The sequence below is a fragment of the Pseudomonas sp. GW821-FHT09E12 genome (assembly GCF_059416085.1).
In genome coordinates this window covers 240,410-260,006 of sequence record NZ_JBWKOM010000005.1, presented here as the reverse complement: position 1 = coordinate 260,006, position 19,597 = coordinate 240,410, and the positions used below count along the sequence as shown (strand labels likewise).

The following is a 19,597-nucleotide window of genomic DNA, read 5'->3' as shown; positions in this document are numbered from 1 at the left end:
CGGGCATTTTTTCTGGCGGGATTACAGGTTGTAACCGCGCTCGTTGTGTTGCGCCAGGTCGAGGCCGACCGACTCTTCTTCCTCGGTGACACGCAGCCCGATGACCACATCCAGCACCTTGAGGATGATGAAGGTCACGATCGCGGTGTAGATCACCGTGAAGCCCACGCCTTTGCACTGGATCCACACTTGCGCGGCGATGTCGGTCACGGTGCCGAAGCCGCCCAGCGATGGCGCGGCGAACACGCCGGTGAGGATCGCGCCGAGGATACCGCCGATACCGTGCACGCCGAAGGCGTCCAGGGAGTCGTCGTAGCCCAGCTTGCGTTTCAGGGTGGTGGCGCAGAAGAAGCACACCACGCCCGCTGCCAGGCCGATCACCAGGGCGCCCATCGGGCCTACGGTGCCAGCGGCAGGCGTGATCGCCACCAGGCCGGCAACCACACCCGAGGCGATGCCCAGGGCGCTTGGCTTACCGTGGGTCAGCCATTCGGCGAACATCCAGCCCAGCGCCGCAGCGGCGGTGGCAATCTGGGTTACCAGCATCGCCATGCCGGCGGTGCCGTTGGCGGCGGCGGCGGAACCGGCGTTGAAGCCGAACCAGCCGATCCACAGCATGGCCGCGCCCATCAGGGTGTAACCCAGGTTGTGCGGCGCCATCGGGGTGGTCGGGAAGCCTTTACGCTTGCCCAGCACCAGGCAGGCCACCAGGCCGGCGATACCGGCGTTGATATGCACCACGGTGCCGCCGGCGAAGTCCAGCACGCCCCAGTCCCACATCAGGCCGCCGTTGCCGGACCAGACCATGTGTGCGATCGGCGCGTAGACCAGGGTGAACCAGATGGCCATGAAGATCAGCATGGCGGAGAACTTCATCCGCTCGGCGAAAGCACCGACGATCAGCGCCGGGGTGATGATGGCGAAGGTCATCTGGAAGGTGATGAACACCGCCTCGGGGAACAGCGCCGCCGGGCCGGTCAGGCTCGCCGGGGTGACGCCGGCCAGGAAGGCCTTGCCCAGGCCGCCGACGAAGGAGTTGAAGTTGACGACGCCCTGCTCCATGCCGGTGGTGTCGAACGCAATGCTGTAGCCATAAATGACCCACAGGATGCTGATCAGACCGGTAATGGCGAAGCACTGCATCATCACGGAAAGAATGTTTTTCGAACGCACCATGCCGCCGTAGAACAGCGCCAGGCCGGGAATGGTCATGAACAGCACCAGGGCGGTCGAGGTCAGCATCCAGGCGGTGTCGCCGGAGTTGAGGACTGGGGCTGCCACTTCGTCCGCCGCCATGGCCAGGCCAGGCATTACGAGGGACAACAGGGCTCCTAGCCCTGCGATTTTACGCAGAGTCATATTGTTTTCTCCTGGGGCGTTGGGTTTGGGGCGGCTTAGATGGCGTCGGTATCGGTTTCGCCGGTACGGATGCGAATAGCCTGTTCCAGATTGACCACGAAGATCTTGCCGTCACCGATCTTGCCGGTGTTGGCGGCCTTGGTTATCGCCTCGATGACCCGATCAAGATCCTTGTCATCGATGGCGACGTCGATCTTCACCTTGGGCAGGAAGTCGACTACGTACTCCGCGCCGCGATACAGCTCGGTGTGCCCCTTCTGCCGGCCGAAGCCTTTGACCTCAGTAACGGTAATGCCCTGCACGCCGATCTCGGACAGCGACTCGCGCACGTCGTCCAACTTGAACGGCTTGATGATGGCAGTGACTAGCTTCATGAAACTTTCTCCCGAATTGGTGGACTTGCCCCAGGAAAACAAACCCGACTCAAGTCTAAGCGCAGTGCCTGGCTTTGTAACGCATCGTCGGCCTTCCTCGACCAGACCGACGCCAGCTAACCGCTCCTGACGAAACACTTCCCCGCTCCGCCTGCCGCACTGCATTCGTCACAGCGACTGCATCAGTGCATGGGTCATCGGGGACTAAGCAGAAACCTTGCCATCTCGCGAAAACCCACTGATTTCAGTCCCTTGGCCGCCACGACAGAAACCACTTCGCCATCATCGCCACGGATACGCACAACAACAGTGCGCCACTGCCCGGCGCGATGCGCGAAAAGCGTGCATCCCCGCCTGCCGATTGACTATAGACAGTGCGTGATACACTGCCCGCCATTGTTTTCAGGACACTTCCCATGCTCGCGCCCAAAGACCTCCTCGATGCCCTGAGCGGCCATGCCGCCCGCCTGTTCAGCGGCGATACCCCACTGCCCCGCGCCGAAATCGAAAGCCAGTTCAAGGCCCTGCTGCAAAGCGGCTTCAGCAAACTGGACCTGGTCAGCCGGGAAGAATTCGACAGCCAGATGGTCGTCCTGGCCCGCACCCGGGCCCGCCTGGAAAGCCTGGAGGCGAAGGTCGCCGAGCTGGAAGCCAAGCTCAACCCGAGCGAGCAATAACCACCTCGACCGCGCCCCTGCGCATAGGCTCGACCATGCAGTGCCTGCCGCCGGTCGAGCCGGACCCCGCCAGCAAAGATTTTCCGCCCTGCCCGTTCATTTCCCGCCTGCTTCGCCGATAACATGTCCAGCGTTTGCGATCCTGGCCACCCTCGGGGCGAGCCATGCCCCACGACACCGCCAAGCAACGCCAACGCTTGCCTCGACTTATTTTTGTTGTGCACCAGGTAGCCCTATGACCGCGCCAAAACCCTTCAGCCGCTTGGCCTTCTTCGTTCATACCGCCGAGATGCTCAATCACTATCAGGCGGTCTGGAGCCTGTTGGGGGCCGATGCTTTCGATGTGGTCCTGCACGGCACCCATGAAGAGCGCGCGCAAAGCCGCGAACTGATTGGCGGCCTGGGCTACAGCTGTCACGGCAGCCTGGATGTGATCAAAGCCAATCACCGCTATGACGTGGTGGTCTCCAACCACAGCATGTACGACCACGGCTCGCAGCCGATGATCAAGGCGCTGGGCCATCGGCAGGTGCGCTTCATGTACGCCCTGGGCAAGTACAAACACAACTTCTCCAGCTGGAACCGGCATTACGACCTGATCCTGTGCTTCGGCCCCTGGCAGGCCGAGCGCCTGCGCGAATGCTGCGACGCCGTGACCTTCCAGATGGGCTACCCGCGCTACGACGCCTACTTTCGCGAAACCTCGCTGCAAGGCCAGCATCCGGCGGACCTGGGCCTGGACCCGACGAAAAAGACCGTGCTGTGGCTGCCGACCTGGATGGAGCTGTCGTCGATCAGCCGCTTCGCCGACGCCATGGCCGGGTTGTGCGATCGCTACAACGTCATCGTGAAGACCCACCCGCTGTCGGTCGAGGCCGATCCCGAAGCGCTGAAACTGCTCGAGCAATACCCGTTTACCGCGGTGATTACCCGCGTCTACGACAACCTCAGCCTGTTCCGTTGCGCCGACTATGTGGTTTCGGACTACGGCGGAACCGCGTTCGGCGCCCTGTACCTGGACAAGAACCTGCTGCTGTTGAATGTACCGGACGCCGAGCAGGACGCACTGACCGGCGAGGAATCGCCCGATGTGCTGCTGCGCAACGACATCGTCAACCTCGACCCCGAGGCGCGCTGGCAACTGCCCGACCTGCTGGGGGACGAGAACCTCTGGCAACGGCAGGCAGCGGTCCGTCAGCGCCTGCGTCGCCATTACTTCGCCCCCAGCTATGGTTTCTCGGCGGAGCTGGCGGTACTGGCGCTGCGCAACATCGAAAACATACTCAAGCAGGGGTGAAAGCATGGTGATCTGGCTGGTCGGCATGTCGGGCGCGGGCAAAACCACGATTGGCCGGGCCCTGTATGCCAGCCTGAAAACGCAACGGCCGCAGACCGTGTTCGTCGACGGCGACGAGATTCGCGCGCTGTTCCGCCATGACCAGCAGGCGGACGCCTATAGCGTCGCCGGACGCCGGGTCAACGCCGAGCGGATCCAGGCCCTGTGCGGCTGGCTCGATAGCCAGGGCATCGATGTGGTCTGCTGCATCCTGTCGATGTTCCAGGACATCAGCGACGACAACCGCCAGCGTTTCTCCAGCTACCGTGAAGTGTTCGTCGATGTGCCGCTGAGCACCCTGATCAGCCGTGACAACAAGGGGCTTTACCAGTCCGCCCTGAGGGGCGAACAGAGCAACGTGGTGGGCGTGGATATCGAGTATCCGCCGCCGCAACGCCCGGACCTGGTGCTGCATAACCGTCACGAGCCCGACGACATCCCGGGCTATGTGGAACGCATTCGCCAGCTTTGTGGGTATCCACCATCATGCTGAACTACGCCTACAGCGACGGGGACCTGCTGGAAACCCCGCAGACCTACCGCTACAGCAGCTTCCAGGGTGAAGCCTTCGTCGACGCCTGGCGCACCTCGCGCCTGAGCGCATGCGCCCACCTGCCGGCACCGGCCTTGCCTGCGCTGCATCCGCAAGGCCTGGCGCACGCCGGGGACAGCACGGCGCTGCTGAGCCACCTGTGCCTGGAAATGCGCGCGGGCGCTGGCGTCTCCGGCCCGCTGGCGAGCTACTGGCTGCCGCGCCTGTTGAAGAAATTCGAAGTGAGCAAACGCCTGTATGCCGGCTATGAAGCCGTGGCTCCGCACCGTCCGCTGCCCCATGGCAGCTATGGGTCCACACAGCCTTACCTGTTGCTGGCCGAGTGCATGCTGCACGGCTGGCAGGCGAGCGGCGCGGCCTACTACCTCAGCGGCCTGCTCAAGCTGACGGATACCCTGGTGTCGCAGCAGGGCCGCCTCGCCCCGGACCAGGGCGCCTACCTGGCCTGGCTGCTGACCCAGGAACAACAGCTGCTGGCCACAGTCGCCCGGGAGGCCGGCCTATGAGTCGCGCCCGCCTGCTGATCCTCTGCGCCCGCACCGCGCGCTCGGTCGCCTACTTGCAAGGCTTGGCGGCGGCCGGGATCGAACCTGAAGCGGTAATTGTCTACGGCCAGGGCGGCGGCCCGTTGCAAACCACCCGCGAGTTACAGGTGCAGTCACTGGCGGGGCTGTTCTGCCCGGACCTGAGCCAGGACCTCGACACCTGCCTGGCGGCCCTGAACTGGCCCCACGAGGTGTCCCCGGCCCAGGCTCTCGACGATCCGCAACTGCTCACGCTCATCACCCGCCAGGCGCCGGACCTGGTCGTCTACTCCGGCTACGGCGGGCAACTGGTGCCGGCGGCCCTGCTGAGTCGCTACCCGGTGCTGCATATCCACTCCGGCTGGCTGCCGGACTATCGCGGCAGTACCACCCTGTACTACCAGATCATCGAGCAGCGTGAATGCGCCGCCAGCGCCCTGCTGCTCGACGAGCAGATCGACACCGGCCCGGTGCTGGCGCGCAAGGCCTATCCCCTACCCCCGCCAGGCATGGATGTCGACTACCTGTATGACAATGCGATCCGCGCCGACCTGCTGGTGGAAGTCCTCGGCCACTGGCGACGCGAAGGCGAGCGAGCCCTGCGGCCCCTGCCGGCCGAAGCCGAAAAGCCGCCTTACTTCATCATTCACCCGTTGCTCAAACACCTGGCCCTGCTGGCGGCGGACAAACACGAGGACGCGCCATGAACCGGGCCGCCGAAAACATCGTTCGTTTCGGGACCAAGTCCGAAACCCTGGAGCGCCTGCAGCCGCGGGTCACCCGCTCGCGGATCCTACCGCTGTATTTCTTCACCGCGCGGCAGTGGCTTGATGCCCCCGCGGACGTGCTGCTGAACATCGCCAGGATGGAGCATGGCGGTTGCGTGATCGTGCGCAGCAGCGCGCAGAACGAAGACAGCGTCAACAGCTCGATGGCCGGCCTGTTCACCAGTTGCCTGAACGTCAGCGCCACGGATCCACGGGCCCTAAACGCGGCCATCGAACAGGTGATCGCGTCCTTTGCCGAACACCGTTGCGAGGACAACCAGATCCTGATCCAGCCGATGCTGACCTCGATCCAGATGAGCGGCGTGGTGATGACCCACGACCTGGAGCATGGCGCCCCTTATTACGTGGTGAACTACGACGACGAGAGCGGCCTGACCGATACCATCACCGGCGGCCAGGGTATCCAGAAAACCGTGCTGGTCTACCGCGACACCGAGAGCGCCCAGCTGCGCTCCCCACGCCTGCAGGCGGTGATCGATGCCTGCCGGGAGCTGGAAACGCTCTGCGGTAACGTGCCGCTGGACATCGAGTTCGCCGTCGACCGCCACCAGCAGGTGTATGTGTTGCAGGTGCGGCGCATCACCCTGTGTAACACTTGGCACCCGGTCACTGAGCGACGGGTGGCGCGCCAGCTGGAGCACATCCAGCGCTTCCTGGGCAAACGCCTGGCGCCCCAGGCCGGTCTGTATGGCGACAGCACCCTGCTGGGGGTGATGCCCGACTGGAACCCCGCGGAAATCATCGGCACCACCCCGCGCCCGCTGGCGGCCTCACTGTATCGGCGCCTGGTGACGGATTCGACCTGGCGCGAAGCCCGCGCCCTGATGGGTTACCACCACCCGCGACACCAGGCCCTGATGGTGATGCTCGGCCATCACCCGTATATCGACGTGCGCTGCAGCTTCAACTCATTCCTACCGGCGGGCCTGGAACCGGGGTTGTGCACTCGCCTGGTCAACGCCTGGCTGCAGCGCCTGCAGTCCCACCCGCAATGGCACGACAAGGTCGAGTTCGAAGTCGTCCAGACTTGCCTGGACTTCACCTTCGACGCCGACTTCGCCGAGCGTTATGGCGACAGCCTCAGCGCCGTCGAACAACGGGCCTATCGCACGGCCCTCGACCAACTGACGCTGCGGGCACTGAGCGGTGAGGGAGCCGGCGCGCTGCCGCCCTTGCTCGATCGGGTACGCGCCCACGAGCGCCAGCAGCAAAGCCGGCGCCTCGACGTCCTGCCAGCCGACCTCGACAGCATCCACCGCCTGCTGCTGGACTGTCGCGAGAAAGGCACGCTGCCGTTCGCCATGCTCGCCCGGCACGCGTTCATCGCCGAAGCCCTGTTGCGCTCGGCCTGCCGCCGGGGCGCCCTGAGCAACGAGCGCCTGCTGGCCTGGAAGCAGTCGATCCACACCGTCACCACCGAATTGACGCGCGAATACGCCCAGGTCTGCGCCAACGCCCGTACCCTGCCGGCGTTCGTCGCCAAGTTCGGCCATCTGCGCCCCGGCACCTACGACATCACCTCACTGCGCTACGACGAGCGCCACGACCTGTTCGCTGCCGCGACCGTCGAACTGGGTCACGGCGAGAGCCCGCAGACGGCATTCCAGCTGCAACCCGAAGAACGCCAGGCCCTGCAACGGCTGATCGACGAGCAGGGCTGGCCGCTGTCGACCGAACACCTGCTGGACTACGCCAGCCAGGCCATCCAGGCCCGGGAATACGCCAAGCTGGTGTTCACCCGGGACCTGTCCGATGCCCTGCAATTGCTGGTGAGCTGGGGCGCCGACGTCGGCCTGGCCAGGGAAGACCTGTCCTTTCTCGATATCCACCCGCTGCTCGACAGTCTCACTGCGCCACTGATGGACGACACCGACCGGGTCCTGCTGGAGTCGGCCAGCCAGGCGCGGCGCAGCTATGAACAGGGCATCTCGCTGAAGCTCGGGCACCTGATCAGCGCGGTCGACGATGTGTTCGTCGCGCCGCTGCATCGCAGCCTGCCCAACTTCATCACCCGGCAGAATGTCGAAGCCATCGGCATGGAACTGCGCCAGGACACCCCGGCCTCGGCGCCGCTCAAGGGCAAGATCGTCTGCATCGAAAATGCCGACCCCGGCTACGACTGGGTCTTCACCCGTGGTATCGCCGGGCTGGTCACCCAGTACGGCGGGGCCAACTCGCACATGGCCATCCGCTGCGCCGAGTTCGGTATTCCGGCGGCCATCGGCTGCGGCGAACAGCTGTTCAAGCGGATCCTGCGCAGCCCGCGCATCGCCCTCAATTGTCGCGACAAGACCCTGAACCCGGTGCAGCCATGAAACGTCTCGGCATCACCCTGAGAACCTGCAACCCGCAGGCCTACCACGAACCGCGCGATGGCCTGGCCAGGGACTGGTACCGCTTTTTCGCCGAGCTCGGCTGCGGCCACCAATGGCTGCTGCTGCCCAACCTGGGCGAAGACACCGTGGCCTATGCCCGGGCCCAGGGCGTGCAAGGCGTGATCTTCAGCGGCGGCGACGATCTCGGCAGCGACCCGTTGCGCGATCAGAGCGAACAGGCGCTGCTGGCCCACTGCGTGGCCGAGCGACTGCCGGTGCTGGGGGTCTGCCGCGGGTTGCAACTGATCCACAGCTTTTTCGGCGGCCGGCTGGCCGATGCCGATCACGACGTGCACGTCGCGCAACGCCACCTCATCAACGTGCTGGCCGCCGCCGAGCTGCCCTGGCTACAGGGCCAGGCCGCTTCGCGCTCGGTCAATTCCTTCCACGGCAAACAGTTGCTCGACCCATTGCCCGCCGCCCTGCGCCCCTGGGCCGTGGACGCTGCCGGGACTTGCGAGGCCCTGGTGCATACCCACCTCAAGGTGGCCGGCATCATGTGGCATCCCGAGCGCGAAGCAGCGCTGGACGACGCTGATCGACAACTGTGCCAATGGCTCTTTGAGTGACCTGACATGAAAGCCGTAATTCTCGCCGCCGGCCGCGGCTCCCGCCTGAAACACCTGACCGCCGCGCAACCCAAGCCCCTGGCCCGCCTGGCTGGCAAGCCGCTGCTCGAATGGCAGCTGCAAGCCCTGGAAAACGCAGGGATCGACGAGGTGCATCTGGTCAGCGGCTATTGCAGCGAAGCCCTTGAAGGCTACGGCCAGAGCCAGCTGTACAACCCGCATTGGGCCAGCAGCAACATGGTGCGCAGCCTGATACGCGCCGACGCCCTGCTATCCAGCGAACCGACCCTGGTGTGCTACGGCGACATCGTCTATCGCCCGGACATCGTCCGTGACCTGATGGCCTCCCAGGCGCCCCTGAGCATCACCTACGACCTCGACTGGTGGGACTTGTGGTCGACGCGCTTCGACGACCCCCTCAGCGATGCCGAAAGCTTCCGCCAACAGGCCGGCCAACTGCTGGATATCGGTGAAAGGGTCACCAGCCACGAGGAAATCGAAGGCCAGTACATGGGCCTGCTGAAATTCACCCCCGCGGGCTGGAGCCAGGTCCAGGCGCTGCTGGCCGGCATGAGCGAACAGCAGATCGACAAACTGGACATGACCAGCCTGCTGCGCGCCCTGCTCCAGGCCGGCACCGCCATCGCCACCGTGGCCATTCGCGGCGGTTGGGTGGAAGTCGACAATCAGTCGGACATCGCCCTGTACGAACAGCGCATCGCCCAACCGGGCTGGTCCCACGACTGGCGCGGCTGAGCCGCCCTCCGCAACATCCTGAGCCGATTTTCCGGCGCGATGATGCTCCGGCCGGGGCTAGGCTTGCACAACCGCAGGAAGCGGTTTCCCAGCCTCAAGGAACGAGTCATGTCTCTGGCCATTGTCCACAGTCGTGCCCAGACCGGCGTGCAAGCGCCGGCTGTGTCGGTCGAAGTCCATCTGGCCAACGGCCTGCCGGCCCTGACCCTGGTGGGCCTGCCCGAAGCGGCGGTCAAGGAAAGCAAGGACCGGGTGCGCAGCGCCATTCTCAATGCCGGCTTCGATTTTCCGGCCCGGCGCATCACCCTCAACCTCGCCCCGGCCGACCTGCCCAAGGACGGCGGGCGCTTCGATTTGGCCATTGCCCTGGGCATTCTCGCCGCCAGCGTGCAGGTGCCGACCCTGGCCCTGGAGGAAGTCGAATGCCTGGGCGAGCTGGCGCTTTCCGGCGCGGTTCGACCGGTGCGCGGCGTGCTGCCGGCAGCCCTGGCCGCGCGCCAGGCTGGACGTACGCTGATGGTGCCGCGCGCGAATGCCGAGGAAGCCTGCCTGGCGTCGGGACTGAAGGTGATCGCGGTCGAGCACTTGCTGCAAGCCGTTGCGCATTTCAACGGCCATACACCGATCGAACCCTATGTTTCGGATGGCCTGCTCTACCAGAACCGGCCCTACCCCGACCTGAATGAAGTACAGGGCCAGCTGGCCGCCAAACGCGCGCTGCTGGTAGCCGCCGCCGGCGCGCACAACCTGCTGTTCAGTGGTCCGCCGGGCACCGGCAAGACCTTGCTGGCCAGCCGCCTGCCCGGCCTGTTGCCGCCGCTGGAGGAGCAGGAAGCCCTGGAAGTGGCCGCCATCCAGTCGGTCACCAGCCACACTCCGCTGAGCCATTGGCCGCAGCGGCCGTTTCGCCAGCCGCACCACTCTGCGTCAGGGCCAGCCCTGGTGGGCGGAGGCCCGAAACCACAACCCGGGGAAATTACCCTGGCCCACCACGGTGTGCTGTTTCTCGATGAGTTACCGGAATTCGATCGCAAGGTATTGGAGGTGCTGCGCGAGCCGCTGGAGTCTGGGCAGATCGTCATCGCCCGGGCTCGCGACCGGGTCGCATTTTCCGGCGCGTTTCCAGCTGGTGGCGGCGATGAACCCTTGCCCCTGTGGATATCTTGGCGAGCCCAGTGGCCGCTGCCGCTGCACCCCGGAGCAGATCCAGCGTTATCGCAACAAACTCTCGGGGCCGCTGCTCGACCGCATCGACCTGCACCTGACCGTGGCCCGGGAAAGCACCGCCCTCAACCCCAAGCCCCAGGCTGGGGATAACACCGCGCAAGCCGCGGCCCTGGTGGCCCGCGCCAGGGAGCGGCAACAACGGCGCCAGGGTTGCGCCAATGCTTTTCTCGACCTGCCGGGCCTGCGCCGGCATTGCCAGTTATCCACAACCGACGAGCGCTGGCTGGAAACCGCCTGCGAACGCCTGACCCTGTCCCTGCGCGCCGCCCACCGCCTGCTCAAGGTCGCCCGTACCCTGGCTGACCTCGAGCAGGCCGAACAGATCAGCCGCGAGCACCTGGCCGAAGCGCTGCAATACCGGCCGGCCGCGAGTTGAGAAGAATCACTCCTTGCTCAGGTCCACCAGTGGCGTCGGCCGTACTTCGGTCTGCCGACCGTTCTGGATCTGGCTGATCTCGGCCAGGGACTTATCCACAGCCGCCTTGTCGGCCAGCAGGCTGTAGCGGATCTGGAATTGCTTGCTCTGCCCGGCCTCGATGGTCGGCACCAGGCCCAGCGGGCGCTGGTAGCGACGGTTGTAGGAGAAACTGGTGCCCGGCTCCAGGCCGGTCACGTAGCCCTGGCCCTGGGTATCGGTGTTTTTCCACAGGGAGAACACCGGCAACTGCCGGGTATTGAAGCCCACCGCCACACCGAGGCTGCCGGCCTTGTTGTGCAGCACCGTCAGGGTGTCGCCCTGGGCATCGGCGTACGGCACCACGTTGTAGACGGTCTCGTCGTAATCCCGGGTCGGGCCGCGGTAGGTCTGCCAATCGGCAAGGTCGGCCTTGGCCTTGTCATTGAACGGCGACACCTGCTTCACCGCAGCGGCGAACTTCGCCCCCTCTTCGAGGAACGGCGTGCTGAAGTTGCTGTGATACAGCGCCTGGTATTCCTTCGGATAGTCGCCGTTGTTGGTCAGGGTGTCGTTGAGGGCGAAACTGACGCTGCCCGGCTCGGTCACCAGCTCGGTGGCCACCGAGAAATCGACCTTCTTGAACGCCTGTTCCTTGAGCTCGCCGCGCAGGCTGATGGCGTACGGCGGCTTCTCGTCGATATGCAGGGTGACCTTGTTCGCCGGGATGTTCGCCGCGCGACCGTGGAGGGTCAGCAGCTCGCCGTTATCCATCCCCGGATGCCCGACCCACTCATAGCCGCAGCGGGTCACCAGTTCGTTGAAACCTTCCAGCCAGCCCAGGCCGCCGCGACCGTTGAGCTCGATGAACGCCGGGTTGACCACTTCCTTGACCGGCGAGTCCCAGCCCATGCGCACCTTGCCGACGGAGGCCTGCAGCACATTCATTCCGCGGGTCGGCACTACCGAGAGCTTCATCGCACCGTTGTCGATATCGACGATGCTCACCCCCTCCTGCCGCCCGCCATGCAGGGTGCGCAGGGTCACGGAAAAAGGCTTGGCGGTTTTTACTCCCAGCTGCGCGCTGGTGATATGGAAATCCTGGGCGGCCTTGTCGGTATCGAGCAGGACATAGTCCCAGGCCATGGCGTGGGAAGCAGCGGTGAACGCGGAAAGAGCGAGCAGCAGTCGGAGCGGAGTCATGGGCGTGTGCCTTTATTGGAGTTGTGGGATTTTTATAGCGCTGATGAATCGTTTCAGCAACTTAATTTCCGTACCAACGCCGGGACAACGCCACTCAGGGACTCAGCGAATCTTCAGCAATAGCCCCGCCACTTCCAGCACCTCATCCAGTGCCGCTGCGGCGGCCTCGGCCGAAGGTTGCAGCAGCAGGTCGTCGCCATACCCCATGGTCTGGGCGAAGATCTGCCGGGCCGCGCGAGCGGACGACGCGCAATGGAACACCTGCGCCTGCACCCCGGCCTCGATGATGCCGCCGAGCAAGGCCTGCCACTGCATGTTCACCGCCAGGTAGGTCTCGGCCATGGCACTGTCATGCATGGCTTCATCCCAGGCATCCAGCCATAGCGCCCAGCCGTCGTCGGCAGAGTCCGGCAGGCAATAACGCAGGAACTCCTGCAGGGCCTGTAGCGGCGGCGCATCACCCAGGGAGCCGCGCACTTCGTCAAGCTGCTCGTTGGCAAAGCTCAGGAAGGCTTCGCGGCGCAGCTCCTTCCAGTCGCTGAAGTAGTGATAGATGTGGCTGCGGGACAAGCCGGCGTGGTCCGCCAGGTCGCGGGTGGAAACATCGGCGAAACCCTTGCTGTGGAACAGCTCCAGGGCAGCGGCGATGATCTGGTCTTTGCGGTCGGTACGGGACATGCGGGCATTACCTCTGGGCGCCGGTAGATGGACGGCGCTTGCGTTTTGAGCGATCGCTCAAATACTATTGAGCAGTCGCTCAATAATAGCGCTTATCTTCCCTCCGGTGCACTCATGCCAGCCGTTACCCCACAAATCCTGATCGATGAAAGCAAGAAAATCGGCCAGCAATCCGCCAGCCAGACCCTGAAAGCCATCGCCCGCGCCTACCCCGGCAAGCTGTTCTGCACCTTGTCGCTGGTGGCGCTGGAGAACGCGTTGCTGCTGGCCTACCCATTGTTTGCCGGGTTCGCCGTGGACTCGATCATTCGCGGCGACGCCGGCAGCGCGTTGGTCTATGCCCTGGTGGTGCTGGCGTTCTGGGTGGTCGGGGCCGCGCGGCGGGCGGTGGATACCCGCACCTTCACGCGGATCTACGCCGACCTCGCGGTGCCGGTGATCCTCAACCAGCGCCTGCAGAACCAGAGCACCTCCACCGCCGCGGCGCGGGTGGTGCTGGCCCGGGAGTTCGTCGACTTCTTCGAGAAACACGTTCCGACCATCGCCACCGCGCTGGTCTCCATTGTCGGCGCGGCGGTGATGCTGCTGGTGATCGAACCCTGGGTCGGCCTGGCCTGCCTGGTGGCCTTGCTGCTGTGCGTCACCCTGCTGCCGCGCTTCGCCCGGCGCAATCAGGAGCTGCATGAGCGCCTGAACGACCGGCTGGAAAAGGAAATCGGCCTGGTGGCCAAGGTCGGCGCCACGTCCCTGCAACGGCACTACCGGGTACTGTCGCGGCTGCGGATCTGGCTGTCGGACCGCGAGGCGGCGGCCTATCTGCTGCTTGGCTCGGCGGCCGCGCTGCTGTTCGTGATCGCCATCAGCCAGCTGGCCCTGACCGAGGGGGTCAAGGCCGGGCATGTGTACGCGGTGATGACCTACCTGTGGACCTTTGTCAGCAGCCTGGATGAAGCGCCGACCATGGTCGACCAACTGGCGCGCCTGCGGGATATCGGCAAGCGGGTGGACCCGGGGCTCGCCGAACCGGCCGAGCCCCGCTGAAACCTCAGAACGGTCGGATGCGATAGCCGTTGCCATCCTTGGCCTCGGCGAATTTGTAATACGCCGACAGATTGACCTTCTCGGCGATGTGCTGGGTGAATGACACGCCGTCATCACCCCACACCCGACCGATGTGGCTGTAGACAAAGGCTTGCGCGGCCCACTGCTTGTCGCCCTTGCCCATGTTGTTCATGGCCACGTAGCCGGACGACGTCCTCGACATGCCGCTGACCTCGCCACTGACATCGTTCTGGCCGTTGGTGACCGGGGAAATGAACACCTTGGCGCTCGTGGTGCGGGCCTCGGCGTATTGCGAGAGCTTCTGGTTCTCCGAGTGGTTGAGCACCAGCAGCACCTTGCCCTGCAGTTGGCTGGCGGTCGGCCAGGACTTGCCCTTGAGCGAGCCCTGCAAGGCACTGCTGCTGACACCCAGATGCTGGGCCAGGTCGCCCGGGGTGTAGAGCTTGCCCTGGAAAATCCGGCTGACCAGGTCATCGAAGTCTTTCGGCGTACGCCCGGAGCTTTCCTTCGACCAGCCCTGCTTCTTGTCGAGGATCAGGGTAATCGGGAAGTGCCCGGGATGGCTGTCGCTCCAGAGCTTGATGTCGTTGAGGCAGGCTTCGAGATCGTTGGTGCCGTTGCCGTCGCCGGTGCAATTGTTGTCATTGCCGGACTGGAACAGGCTGCCGGGGTTGTGCCGCACGAACCAGTGGCGGGGCGAACCTCCGGTGACCGCATCGCGTTGGTCCCAGAAGTCCAGCTCCAGGGTGCGCACGCTATCGAGCACGCTGGTGAAGGTGCCGGCGTACTGTTTTTCGTAGCAGTTATGGCATGCCACCTGGGCGATAGCGTTGAAGGCGGTGTACCAGGACGCCGGGGAAATGAATCCCACGGCCTCCTGGCTGGACGCCATCTGGCTGGCCAGTGCCAGGGGCAGCACGGCGGTACGGAGGGCAAAACCAGTGAGACGGGACATGTCAGCTCCTGCCGGGAAGGCATCCTGTAGGGAAATCGCCCCTATGGTTTAGCCCAGCCCCGCGCATTTGCAATCTGCCTCCCCAGCCGTGGCCAACGGCCACGCAACCGCTATCAACGGAAGCGGTCGACCTCCTGGCGCAAGTCCGCCGCCAGCTTCTCCAGCTCCTTGGCGGTGATCGCCAGGTTCGACACCACTTCGCGCTGTTCGCTGTTGGCCAGGGCAATGCTCTGCAGGTTGCTGCTGAGCAGGGTCGCCGTGCTGCTCTGCTCCTGGGTCGCGGTGGTGATCGCGGCGAACTGCTGGCCGGCCGAGCGGCTCTGTTCGTCGATGCGCGCCAGGGCTGAGGCGACATTGGCGTTGCGTGACAGGCCTTCCTGCATCAGCACATTGCCCTGCTCCATGGTGGCGATGGCGTTGCCGGTTTCCTGCTGGATGCTGTTGATCATCCCCGAGATTTCGTCGGTGGCTTCGCGGGTGCGCGAGGCCAGGTTGCGTACCTCGTCGGCGACCACGGCAAAGCCGCGGCCTTGCTCGCCGGCGCGCGCGGCCTCAATGGCGGCGTTCAGCGCCAGCAGGTTGGTCTGGTCGGCAATCGCGGTGATCACCCCAACGATGCCGCCGATTTCCTCGGAGCGCTGGCCCAGGGTATTGATCACCGTGGCCGTGCTGTTCAAGGCGCCGGCGATCTGCTCCAGCGACGCCGAGGCTTCCTCCATCGAGGTGCGGCCGATCCGGGTCTGCTGGGCATTTTCCTGGGCCAGGCGCTCGGTGTTGCCCATGTTGTCGGCGATATTCAGCGAGGTTGCGCTGAACTCCTCCACCGCCCCGGCCATGCTGCTGATCTCGCCCGACTGCTGTTCCATGCCCTCGTACGCCCCGCCCGACAACCCGGACAACGCCTGGGCCCGGCCATTGACCTCCGCGGCGGCCTTGCGGATGTGCTCGACCATGGTCGACAGGGCCTGGCCCATCTGGTTGAAGCTGCCTGCCAACTGGCCGATCTCATCCTGACTGGAGATATTCAGGCGCGCACTCAGGTCGCCTTTACCCAAGGCATCGGCCTGGCGCACCAGGTCACCCAGGGGCGCAAGCTTGCTGCGCAGCAGCCAGACCGTGGCGCCCACCGCCAGCAGCATTGCCAACAGGCTGCCGATGACCAGCCGCAGACCGACGCTCCAGGTCACCGCACGGATTTCGGCCTTCGGCATGCTCGCCACCACCGACCAGGGCCCGCCTTCGAAAGGGACGGCGACACTGTAGAAGTCCTCGTTCTTGTCGCTCCAGAAGTGGCCCTTGCCCGGCTGCCTGGCCAGTTCAGCGATGGTCGCCCCCGCCGGTTCCAGGGCCTGCACGCCGGCCGGCGGCACCAGCCACTTTTGCTGTTCGTCGAGCAACGCCAGGGAACCGGTCTGGCCGATGCGGAAGCGCTTGAGGTTGTCGAACTGGGCGTTCTGCGCGTCGGTGTAGTCGAAGCCGACGAACAGCACCGCAATCACCTGGCCGGCGCTGTCCCTCACCGGCGTGTATTGGGTCATGTACAGGCGCTCGAAAAGCAGCGCGCGGCCGACATAGCTCTGCCCCGCCATGAGTTTCTGGTAAGCCGGGTGCCCATGGTCCAGCAGGGTGCCGATGGCGCGGCTGCCGTCCTGCTTGCTCAGCGAGGTGCTGACGCGGATAAAGTCGTCGCCGCTACGCACGAACACCGTCGCCACGCCGGCGGTCATCTGCTTGAACTCGTCGACCTCCTCGAAATTGTTGTTCAGCACAACATCACCCAGGTGCAGGCCCGGGGTCTGGGTACCGGCCACGGTCACCGGCTGGTCCGGGTGCAGGCTCAGGCCGCCGCTGAAACGCTTTTCGAACAGCCCGCTCAGGCGCTGGGTACTTTCGCGCAGGGTGCCGTGGAAAGTATTGAGCTGGTCGGCCAGCAGCCGTGCCTCACTGGCCAGGTGTTCTTCCCGGGTGGCGAGGTTGGCGGCGTCCAGCGAGCGCAGGGCGAAGACAGTACTGCCGCTGATCACGATCGCCAGTACCACGGCGAGTGCGAGACCAAGCTGCGAGGCGATCCGGGCACGAGGTTGAGGCATGACAGCTCCTGGCCGAGAGACCGGATCGTCCTGATCGCGTCACACGCTCGGCAATGGTTCTAATAAGAATGAGGTGTCGGAACCTTTCAGAGCGAAGGCTCCACTTCCAAGGATTCGGCGGCGCCGATCAATACTTGAGCGCGCTGGACGGGTATCGCGCAGGCCCCTGGTCACGGGGCCTTCATCGTTTCAGCCGAGACGCTCTACGTCGGGCAATTGCATGGCGCGGACCTCGTTCTGGAGAAAGTCGCTGAGGCGGCGCAAACGTTCACCTCCAGGCCGGGTCTTGGGCCAGACCAGGTAGTAATTCTCGCCACTGGCCACCGCCGTCGGCCAGGGCAGGCTCAGGCGTCCCTGGGCCACATCCTCGGCCACCATCAGCAGGTCGCCCATGGAAACCCCGTAACCGCGGGCCGCGGCGATCATACCCAACTCCAGGGTGTCGAACACCTGTCCACCCTTGAGTGAGACCTGCTCGGACAGGCCCATGCGCTCCAGCCAGTTGCGCCAATCGCGGCGATCCGGGGTCGGGTGCAGCAGCTCGGTGGCCGCCAGCCGCGCTACATCCCACGGCTGGTCGTTAAGCAGGTTCGGCGCGCCCACCGGGATCAGCAGTTCCGGAAACAGGTAGCTGGCCTCCCAGTCCGGCGGAAAGTGGCCGTTGCTCAGCAGCACCGCGCAGTCGAAGGGCTCCTGGTTGAAGTCCACCGAATCGACGTCCATCCAGGCACTGGTCAGTTGCACTTCGTTGCCCGGTTGCAGATGGCGGAACCGGCTCAGGCGCGCCAGCAGCCAGCGCATGGTCAGGGTCGAGGGTGCCTTCATGCGCAGGATGCCGTCTTCGGCGCGCAAGGTATCGCAGGCGCGCTCGAGGGCGGTGAAGCCCTCGCGAATGCCTGGCAGCAGCAGGCGCGCGGCTTCGGTCAGTTGCAGGTTGCGCCCGCTGCGCTGGAACAGCCGGCAGGCGAAGTGGTCTTCCAGGGTGCGGATATGCCGGCTGACCGCACTCTGGGTGATCGACAGCTCTTCGGCCGCGCGGGTGAACGAGCTGTATCGCGCCGCGGCTTCAAAGGCGCGCAAGGCATACAGGGGCGGAAGACGACGGGGCATGGCAGCACTCCACAGGCGCAATGGCGCCAACTTACCAGAATCCGCAAGCATGAGTTTTAATCATGCCACCAATCGTTTTTATCCCTTTGTGAAAGTCGCCCAGAGCGCCGAGAATCAACCCTCTTGACTCCCTCCCCTCTATCGAGACCGATGACCATGCAGCATCCAGCACGCACCGAACTCTGGGCCATCCTGCGGCTGGCCGGGCCGCTGATCGCCTCACAGTTGGCGCATATGCTGATGGTGCTGACCGACACCCTGATGATGGCCCGCCTCAGCCCGGAAGCCCTGGCCGGCGGTGGCCTGGGCGCGGCCACCTATTCGTTCGTGTCGATCTTCTGCATCGGCGTGATCGCAGCGGTCGGGACCCTGGTCGCGATTCGCCAGGGCGCCGGCGACATCGAAGGCGCCGCGCGCCTGACCCAGGCCGGGCTCTGGCTGGCGTGGCTGATGGCGCTGGTCGCCGGCCTGCTGCTGTGGAACCTCAAGCCGGTGTTGCTGCTGTTCGGCCAGACCGAAACCAACGTGCAGTCCGCCGGCCAGTTCCTGCTGATCCTGCCGTTCGCCCTGCCGGGCTACCTGAGCTTCATGGCCCTGCGCGGCTTCACCAGCGCCATCGGCCGCGCCACGCCGGTGATGGTCATCAGCCTGGCCGGCACCGTGGCCAACTTCCTGCTCAACTACGCCTTGATCACCGGCATGTTCGGCCTGCCGAAGCTGGGCCTGGTGGGGATCGGCCTGGTCACCGCGATCGTCGCCAACTGCATGGCCCTGGCGCTGGCTTGGCACATCAAGCGCCACCCGGCCTATGCCGCCTACCCGCTGCGCCAGGGCCTGGCGCGGCCCAATCGCCACTACCTGCGGGAACTCTGGCGCCTGGGCCTGCCCATCGGCGGCACCTACGCGGTGGAAGTCGGGCTGTTCGCCTTCGCCGCGCTGTGCATGGGCACCATGGGCAGCACCCAGCTGGCGGCGCACCAGATCGCCCTGCAGATCGTTTCCGTGGCCTTCATGGTGCCGGCCGGGATCTCCTACGCGATCACCATGCGCATCGGCCAGCACTACGGTGCCGGGCAGCTGTTGCACGCGCGTATGGCCGGCCGGGTCGGGATCGCCTTTGGCGGCGCGGCCATGCTGGGTTTCGCCATGGTCTTCTGGCTGCTGCCGAACCAGTTGATCGGGCTGTTCCTCGACCATAACGACCCAGCCTTTCGCGACGTGATCAACCTCGCGGTCAGCCTGCTGGCGGTCGCGGCCTGGTTCGAGCTGTTCGATGGCACGCAGACCATCGCCATGGGCGCGATTCGCGGGCTCAAGGACGCCAAGACCACCTTCCTCGTGGGCCTGGGCTGCTATTGGCTGATCGGTGCGCCGGCGGCCTGGCTGATGGCATTCACCCTGGGCTGGGGCGCGACTGGTGTGTGGTGGGGCCTGGCATCGGGGCTGGCGTGCGCCGCCATCAGCCTGACCCTGGCTTTCGAATGGAAGATGCGCCGGATGATTCGCCGGGAAAGCGCGGAGCCTGCCGCGCGGGATAACTTCCAAACCGCCCGGGATTCCCTGTAGC

General features: G+C 65.1%; 17 protein-coding genes and 1 pseudogene. 11 read left to right on the top strand and 7 right to left on the bottom strand.

All coding sequences use genetic code 11. The annotated features are described in order from the left end of the window. Positions 1 to 21: 21 nt before the first annotated feature. Together AC07PQ_RS16285 and glnK are read right to left on the bottom strand one after the other, a co-directional pair. Positions 22 to 1,359 (bottom strand): ammonium transporter, encoded by a 1,338-nt coding sequence (locus AC07PQ_RS16285; protein ID WP_007926649.1) that lies wholly within the window; start codon positions 1,357 to 1,359, stop codon positions 22 to 24. 35 nt (positions 1,360 to 1,394) lie between these two features. After that, on the bottom strand, positions 1,395 to 1,733 hold the full coding sequence (glnK, locus tag AC07PQ_RS16280; protein WP_002555808.1) for a P-II family nitrogen regulator: 339 nt from the start codon (positions 1,731 to 1,733) through the stop codon (positions 1,395 to 1,397). 416 nt (positions 1,734 to 2,149) lie between these two features. Here glnK and AC07PQ_RS16275 point away from each other — a divergent pair, with 416 nt between their 5' ends. The 9 genes and pseudogenes from AC07PQ_RS16275 (at position 2,150) to AC07PQ_RS16235 (ending at position 10,914) form a co-directional block, all read left to right on the top strand. Further along, the gene (locus AC07PQ_RS16275; RefSeq protein ID WP_007926648.1) at positions 2,150 to 2,410 is read left to right on the top strand and encodes an accessory factor UbiK family protein; all 261 of its coding nucleotides are present in this window, start codon (positions 2,150 to 2,152) and stop codon (positions 2,408 to 2,410) included. A gap of 235 nt (positions 2,411 to 2,645) precedes the next feature. Next, positions 2,646 to 3,707, top strand: coding sequence for a CDP-glycerol glycerophosphotransferase family protein (locus AC07PQ_RS16270; protein ID WP_007926647.1), 1,062 nt, complete (start codon positions 2,646 to 2,648; stop codon positions 3,705 to 3,707). 4 nt (positions 3,708 to 3,711) lie between these two features. After that, positions 3,712 to 4,239, top strand: a complete 528-nt coding sequence (locus AC07PQ_RS16265; RefSeq protein WP_493185893.1) for an adenylyl-sulfate kinase — start codon at positions 3,712 to 3,714, stop codon at positions 4,237 to 4,239. Continuing rightward, positions 4,233 to 4,805, top strand: a complete 573-nt coding sequence (locus AC07PQ_RS16260; RefSeq protein WP_493185892.1) for a hypothetical protein — start codon at positions 4,233 to 4,235, stop codon at positions 4,803 to 4,805. The genes AC07PQ_RS16265 and AC07PQ_RS16260 overlap by 7 nt, the downstream gene beginning before the upstream one ends. After that, positions 4,802 to 5,530, top strand: a complete 729-nt coding sequence (locus AC07PQ_RS16255) for a formyltransferase family protein (RefSeq protein WP_007926644.1) — start codon at positions 4,802 to 4,804, stop codon at positions 5,528 to 5,530. The genes AC07PQ_RS16260 and AC07PQ_RS16255 overlap by 4 nt, the downstream gene beginning before the upstream one ends. After that, positions 5,527 to 7,926, top strand: coding sequence for a PEP/pyruvate-binding domain-containing protein (locus AC07PQ_RS16250; protein ID WP_493185891.1), 2,400 nt, complete (start codon positions 5,527 to 5,529; stop codon positions 7,924 to 7,926). The genes AC07PQ_RS16255 and AC07PQ_RS16250 overlap by 4 nt, the downstream gene beginning before the upstream one ends. Continuing rightward, positions 7,923 to 8,555: a gamma-glutamyl-gamma-aminobutyrate hydrolase family protein gene (locus AC07PQ_RS16245; protein ID WP_007926642.1), complete on the top strand. Its 633-nt coding sequence runs from the start codon at positions 7,923 to 7,925 to the stop codon at positions 8,553 to 8,555. The genes AC07PQ_RS16250 and AC07PQ_RS16245 overlap by 4 nt, the downstream gene beginning before the upstream one ends. A 6-nt stretch (positions 8,556 to 8,561) precedes the next feature. Then, positions 8,562 to 9,311: a phosphocholine cytidylyltransferase family protein gene (locus tag AC07PQ_RS16240; protein WP_007926641.1), complete on the top strand. Its 750-nt coding sequence runs from the start codon at positions 8,562 to 8,564 to the stop codon at positions 9,309 to 9,311. A gap of 108 nt (positions 9,312 to 9,419) precedes the next feature. Continuing rightward, positions 9,420 to 10,914 (top strand): annotated as a pseudogene (locus tag AC07PQ_RS16235) (YifB family Mg chelatase-like AAA ATPase). A 6-nt stretch (positions 10,915 to 10,920) separates the two neighbouring features. On the opposite strand, the gene AC07PQ_RS16230 reads toward AC07PQ_RS16235, so the two are convergent. Further along, positions 10,921 to 12,135, bottom strand: coding sequence for an aldose 1-epimerase family protein (locus AC07PQ_RS16230; RefSeq protein WP_007926638.1), 1,215 nt, complete (start codon positions 12,133 to 12,135; stop codon positions 10,921 to 10,923). Between the two features lie 102 nt (positions 12,136 to 12,237). Further along, positions 12,238 to 12,813: a TetR/AcrR family transcriptional regulator gene (locus AC07PQ_RS16225; protein ID WP_007926636.1), complete on the bottom strand. Its 576-nt coding sequence runs from the start codon at positions 12,811 to 12,813 to the stop codon at positions 12,238 to 12,240. Positions 12,814 to 12,927: 114 nt separating this feature from the next. Here AC07PQ_RS16225 and AC07PQ_RS16220 point away from each other — a divergent pair, with 114 nt between their 5' ends. Beyond that, complete coding sequence (locus tag AC07PQ_RS16220) at positions 12,928 to 13,854, top strand: ABC transporter six-transmembrane domain-containing protein (protein WP_007926634.1); 927 nt, start codon at positions 12,928 to 12,930, stop codon at positions 13,852 to 13,854. 4 nt (positions 13,855 to 13,858) lie between these two features. On the opposite strand, the gene AC07PQ_RS16215 is transcribed toward AC07PQ_RS16220, so the two are convergent. The 3 genes from AC07PQ_RS16215 to AC07PQ_RS16205 all read right to left on the bottom strand — a co-directional run bounded on the left by AC07PQ_RS16215 (position 13,859) and on the right by AC07PQ_RS16205 (position 18,030). After that, positions 13,859 to 14,830, bottom strand: coding sequence for a Ca2+-dependent phosphoinositide-specific phospholipase C (locus AC07PQ_RS16215; protein WP_007926632.1), 972 nt, complete (start codon positions 14,828 to 14,830; stop codon positions 13,859 to 13,861). A gap of 113 nt (positions 14,831 to 14,943) precedes the next feature. Next, positions 14,944 to 16,920, bottom strand: a complete 1,977-nt coding sequence (locus AC07PQ_RS16210; RefSeq protein ID WP_007926629.1) for a methyl-accepting chemotaxis protein — start codon at positions 16,918 to 16,920, stop codon at positions 14,944 to 14,946. Positions 16,921 to 17,109: 189 nt separating this feature from the next. Further along, positions 17,110 to 18,030 carry a LysR substrate-binding domain-containing protein gene (locus tag AC07PQ_RS16205; RefSeq protein WP_007926627.1) on the bottom strand — a complete coding sequence of 307 codons (921 nt, stop codon included), beginning with the start codon at positions 18,028 to 18,030 and terminating at the stop codon, positions 17,110 to 17,112. Between the two features lie 156 nt (positions 18,031 to 18,186). On the opposite strand from AC07PQ_RS16205, the gene AC07PQ_RS16200 reads away from it, so the two are divergent. Then, entirely contained in the window at positions 18,187 to 19,596 is a 1,410-nt protein-coding gene (locus tag AC07PQ_RS16200) for a NorM family multidrug efflux MATE transporter (protein WP_007926626.1), read from the top strand. Position 19,597 lies beyond the last annotated feature (1 nt).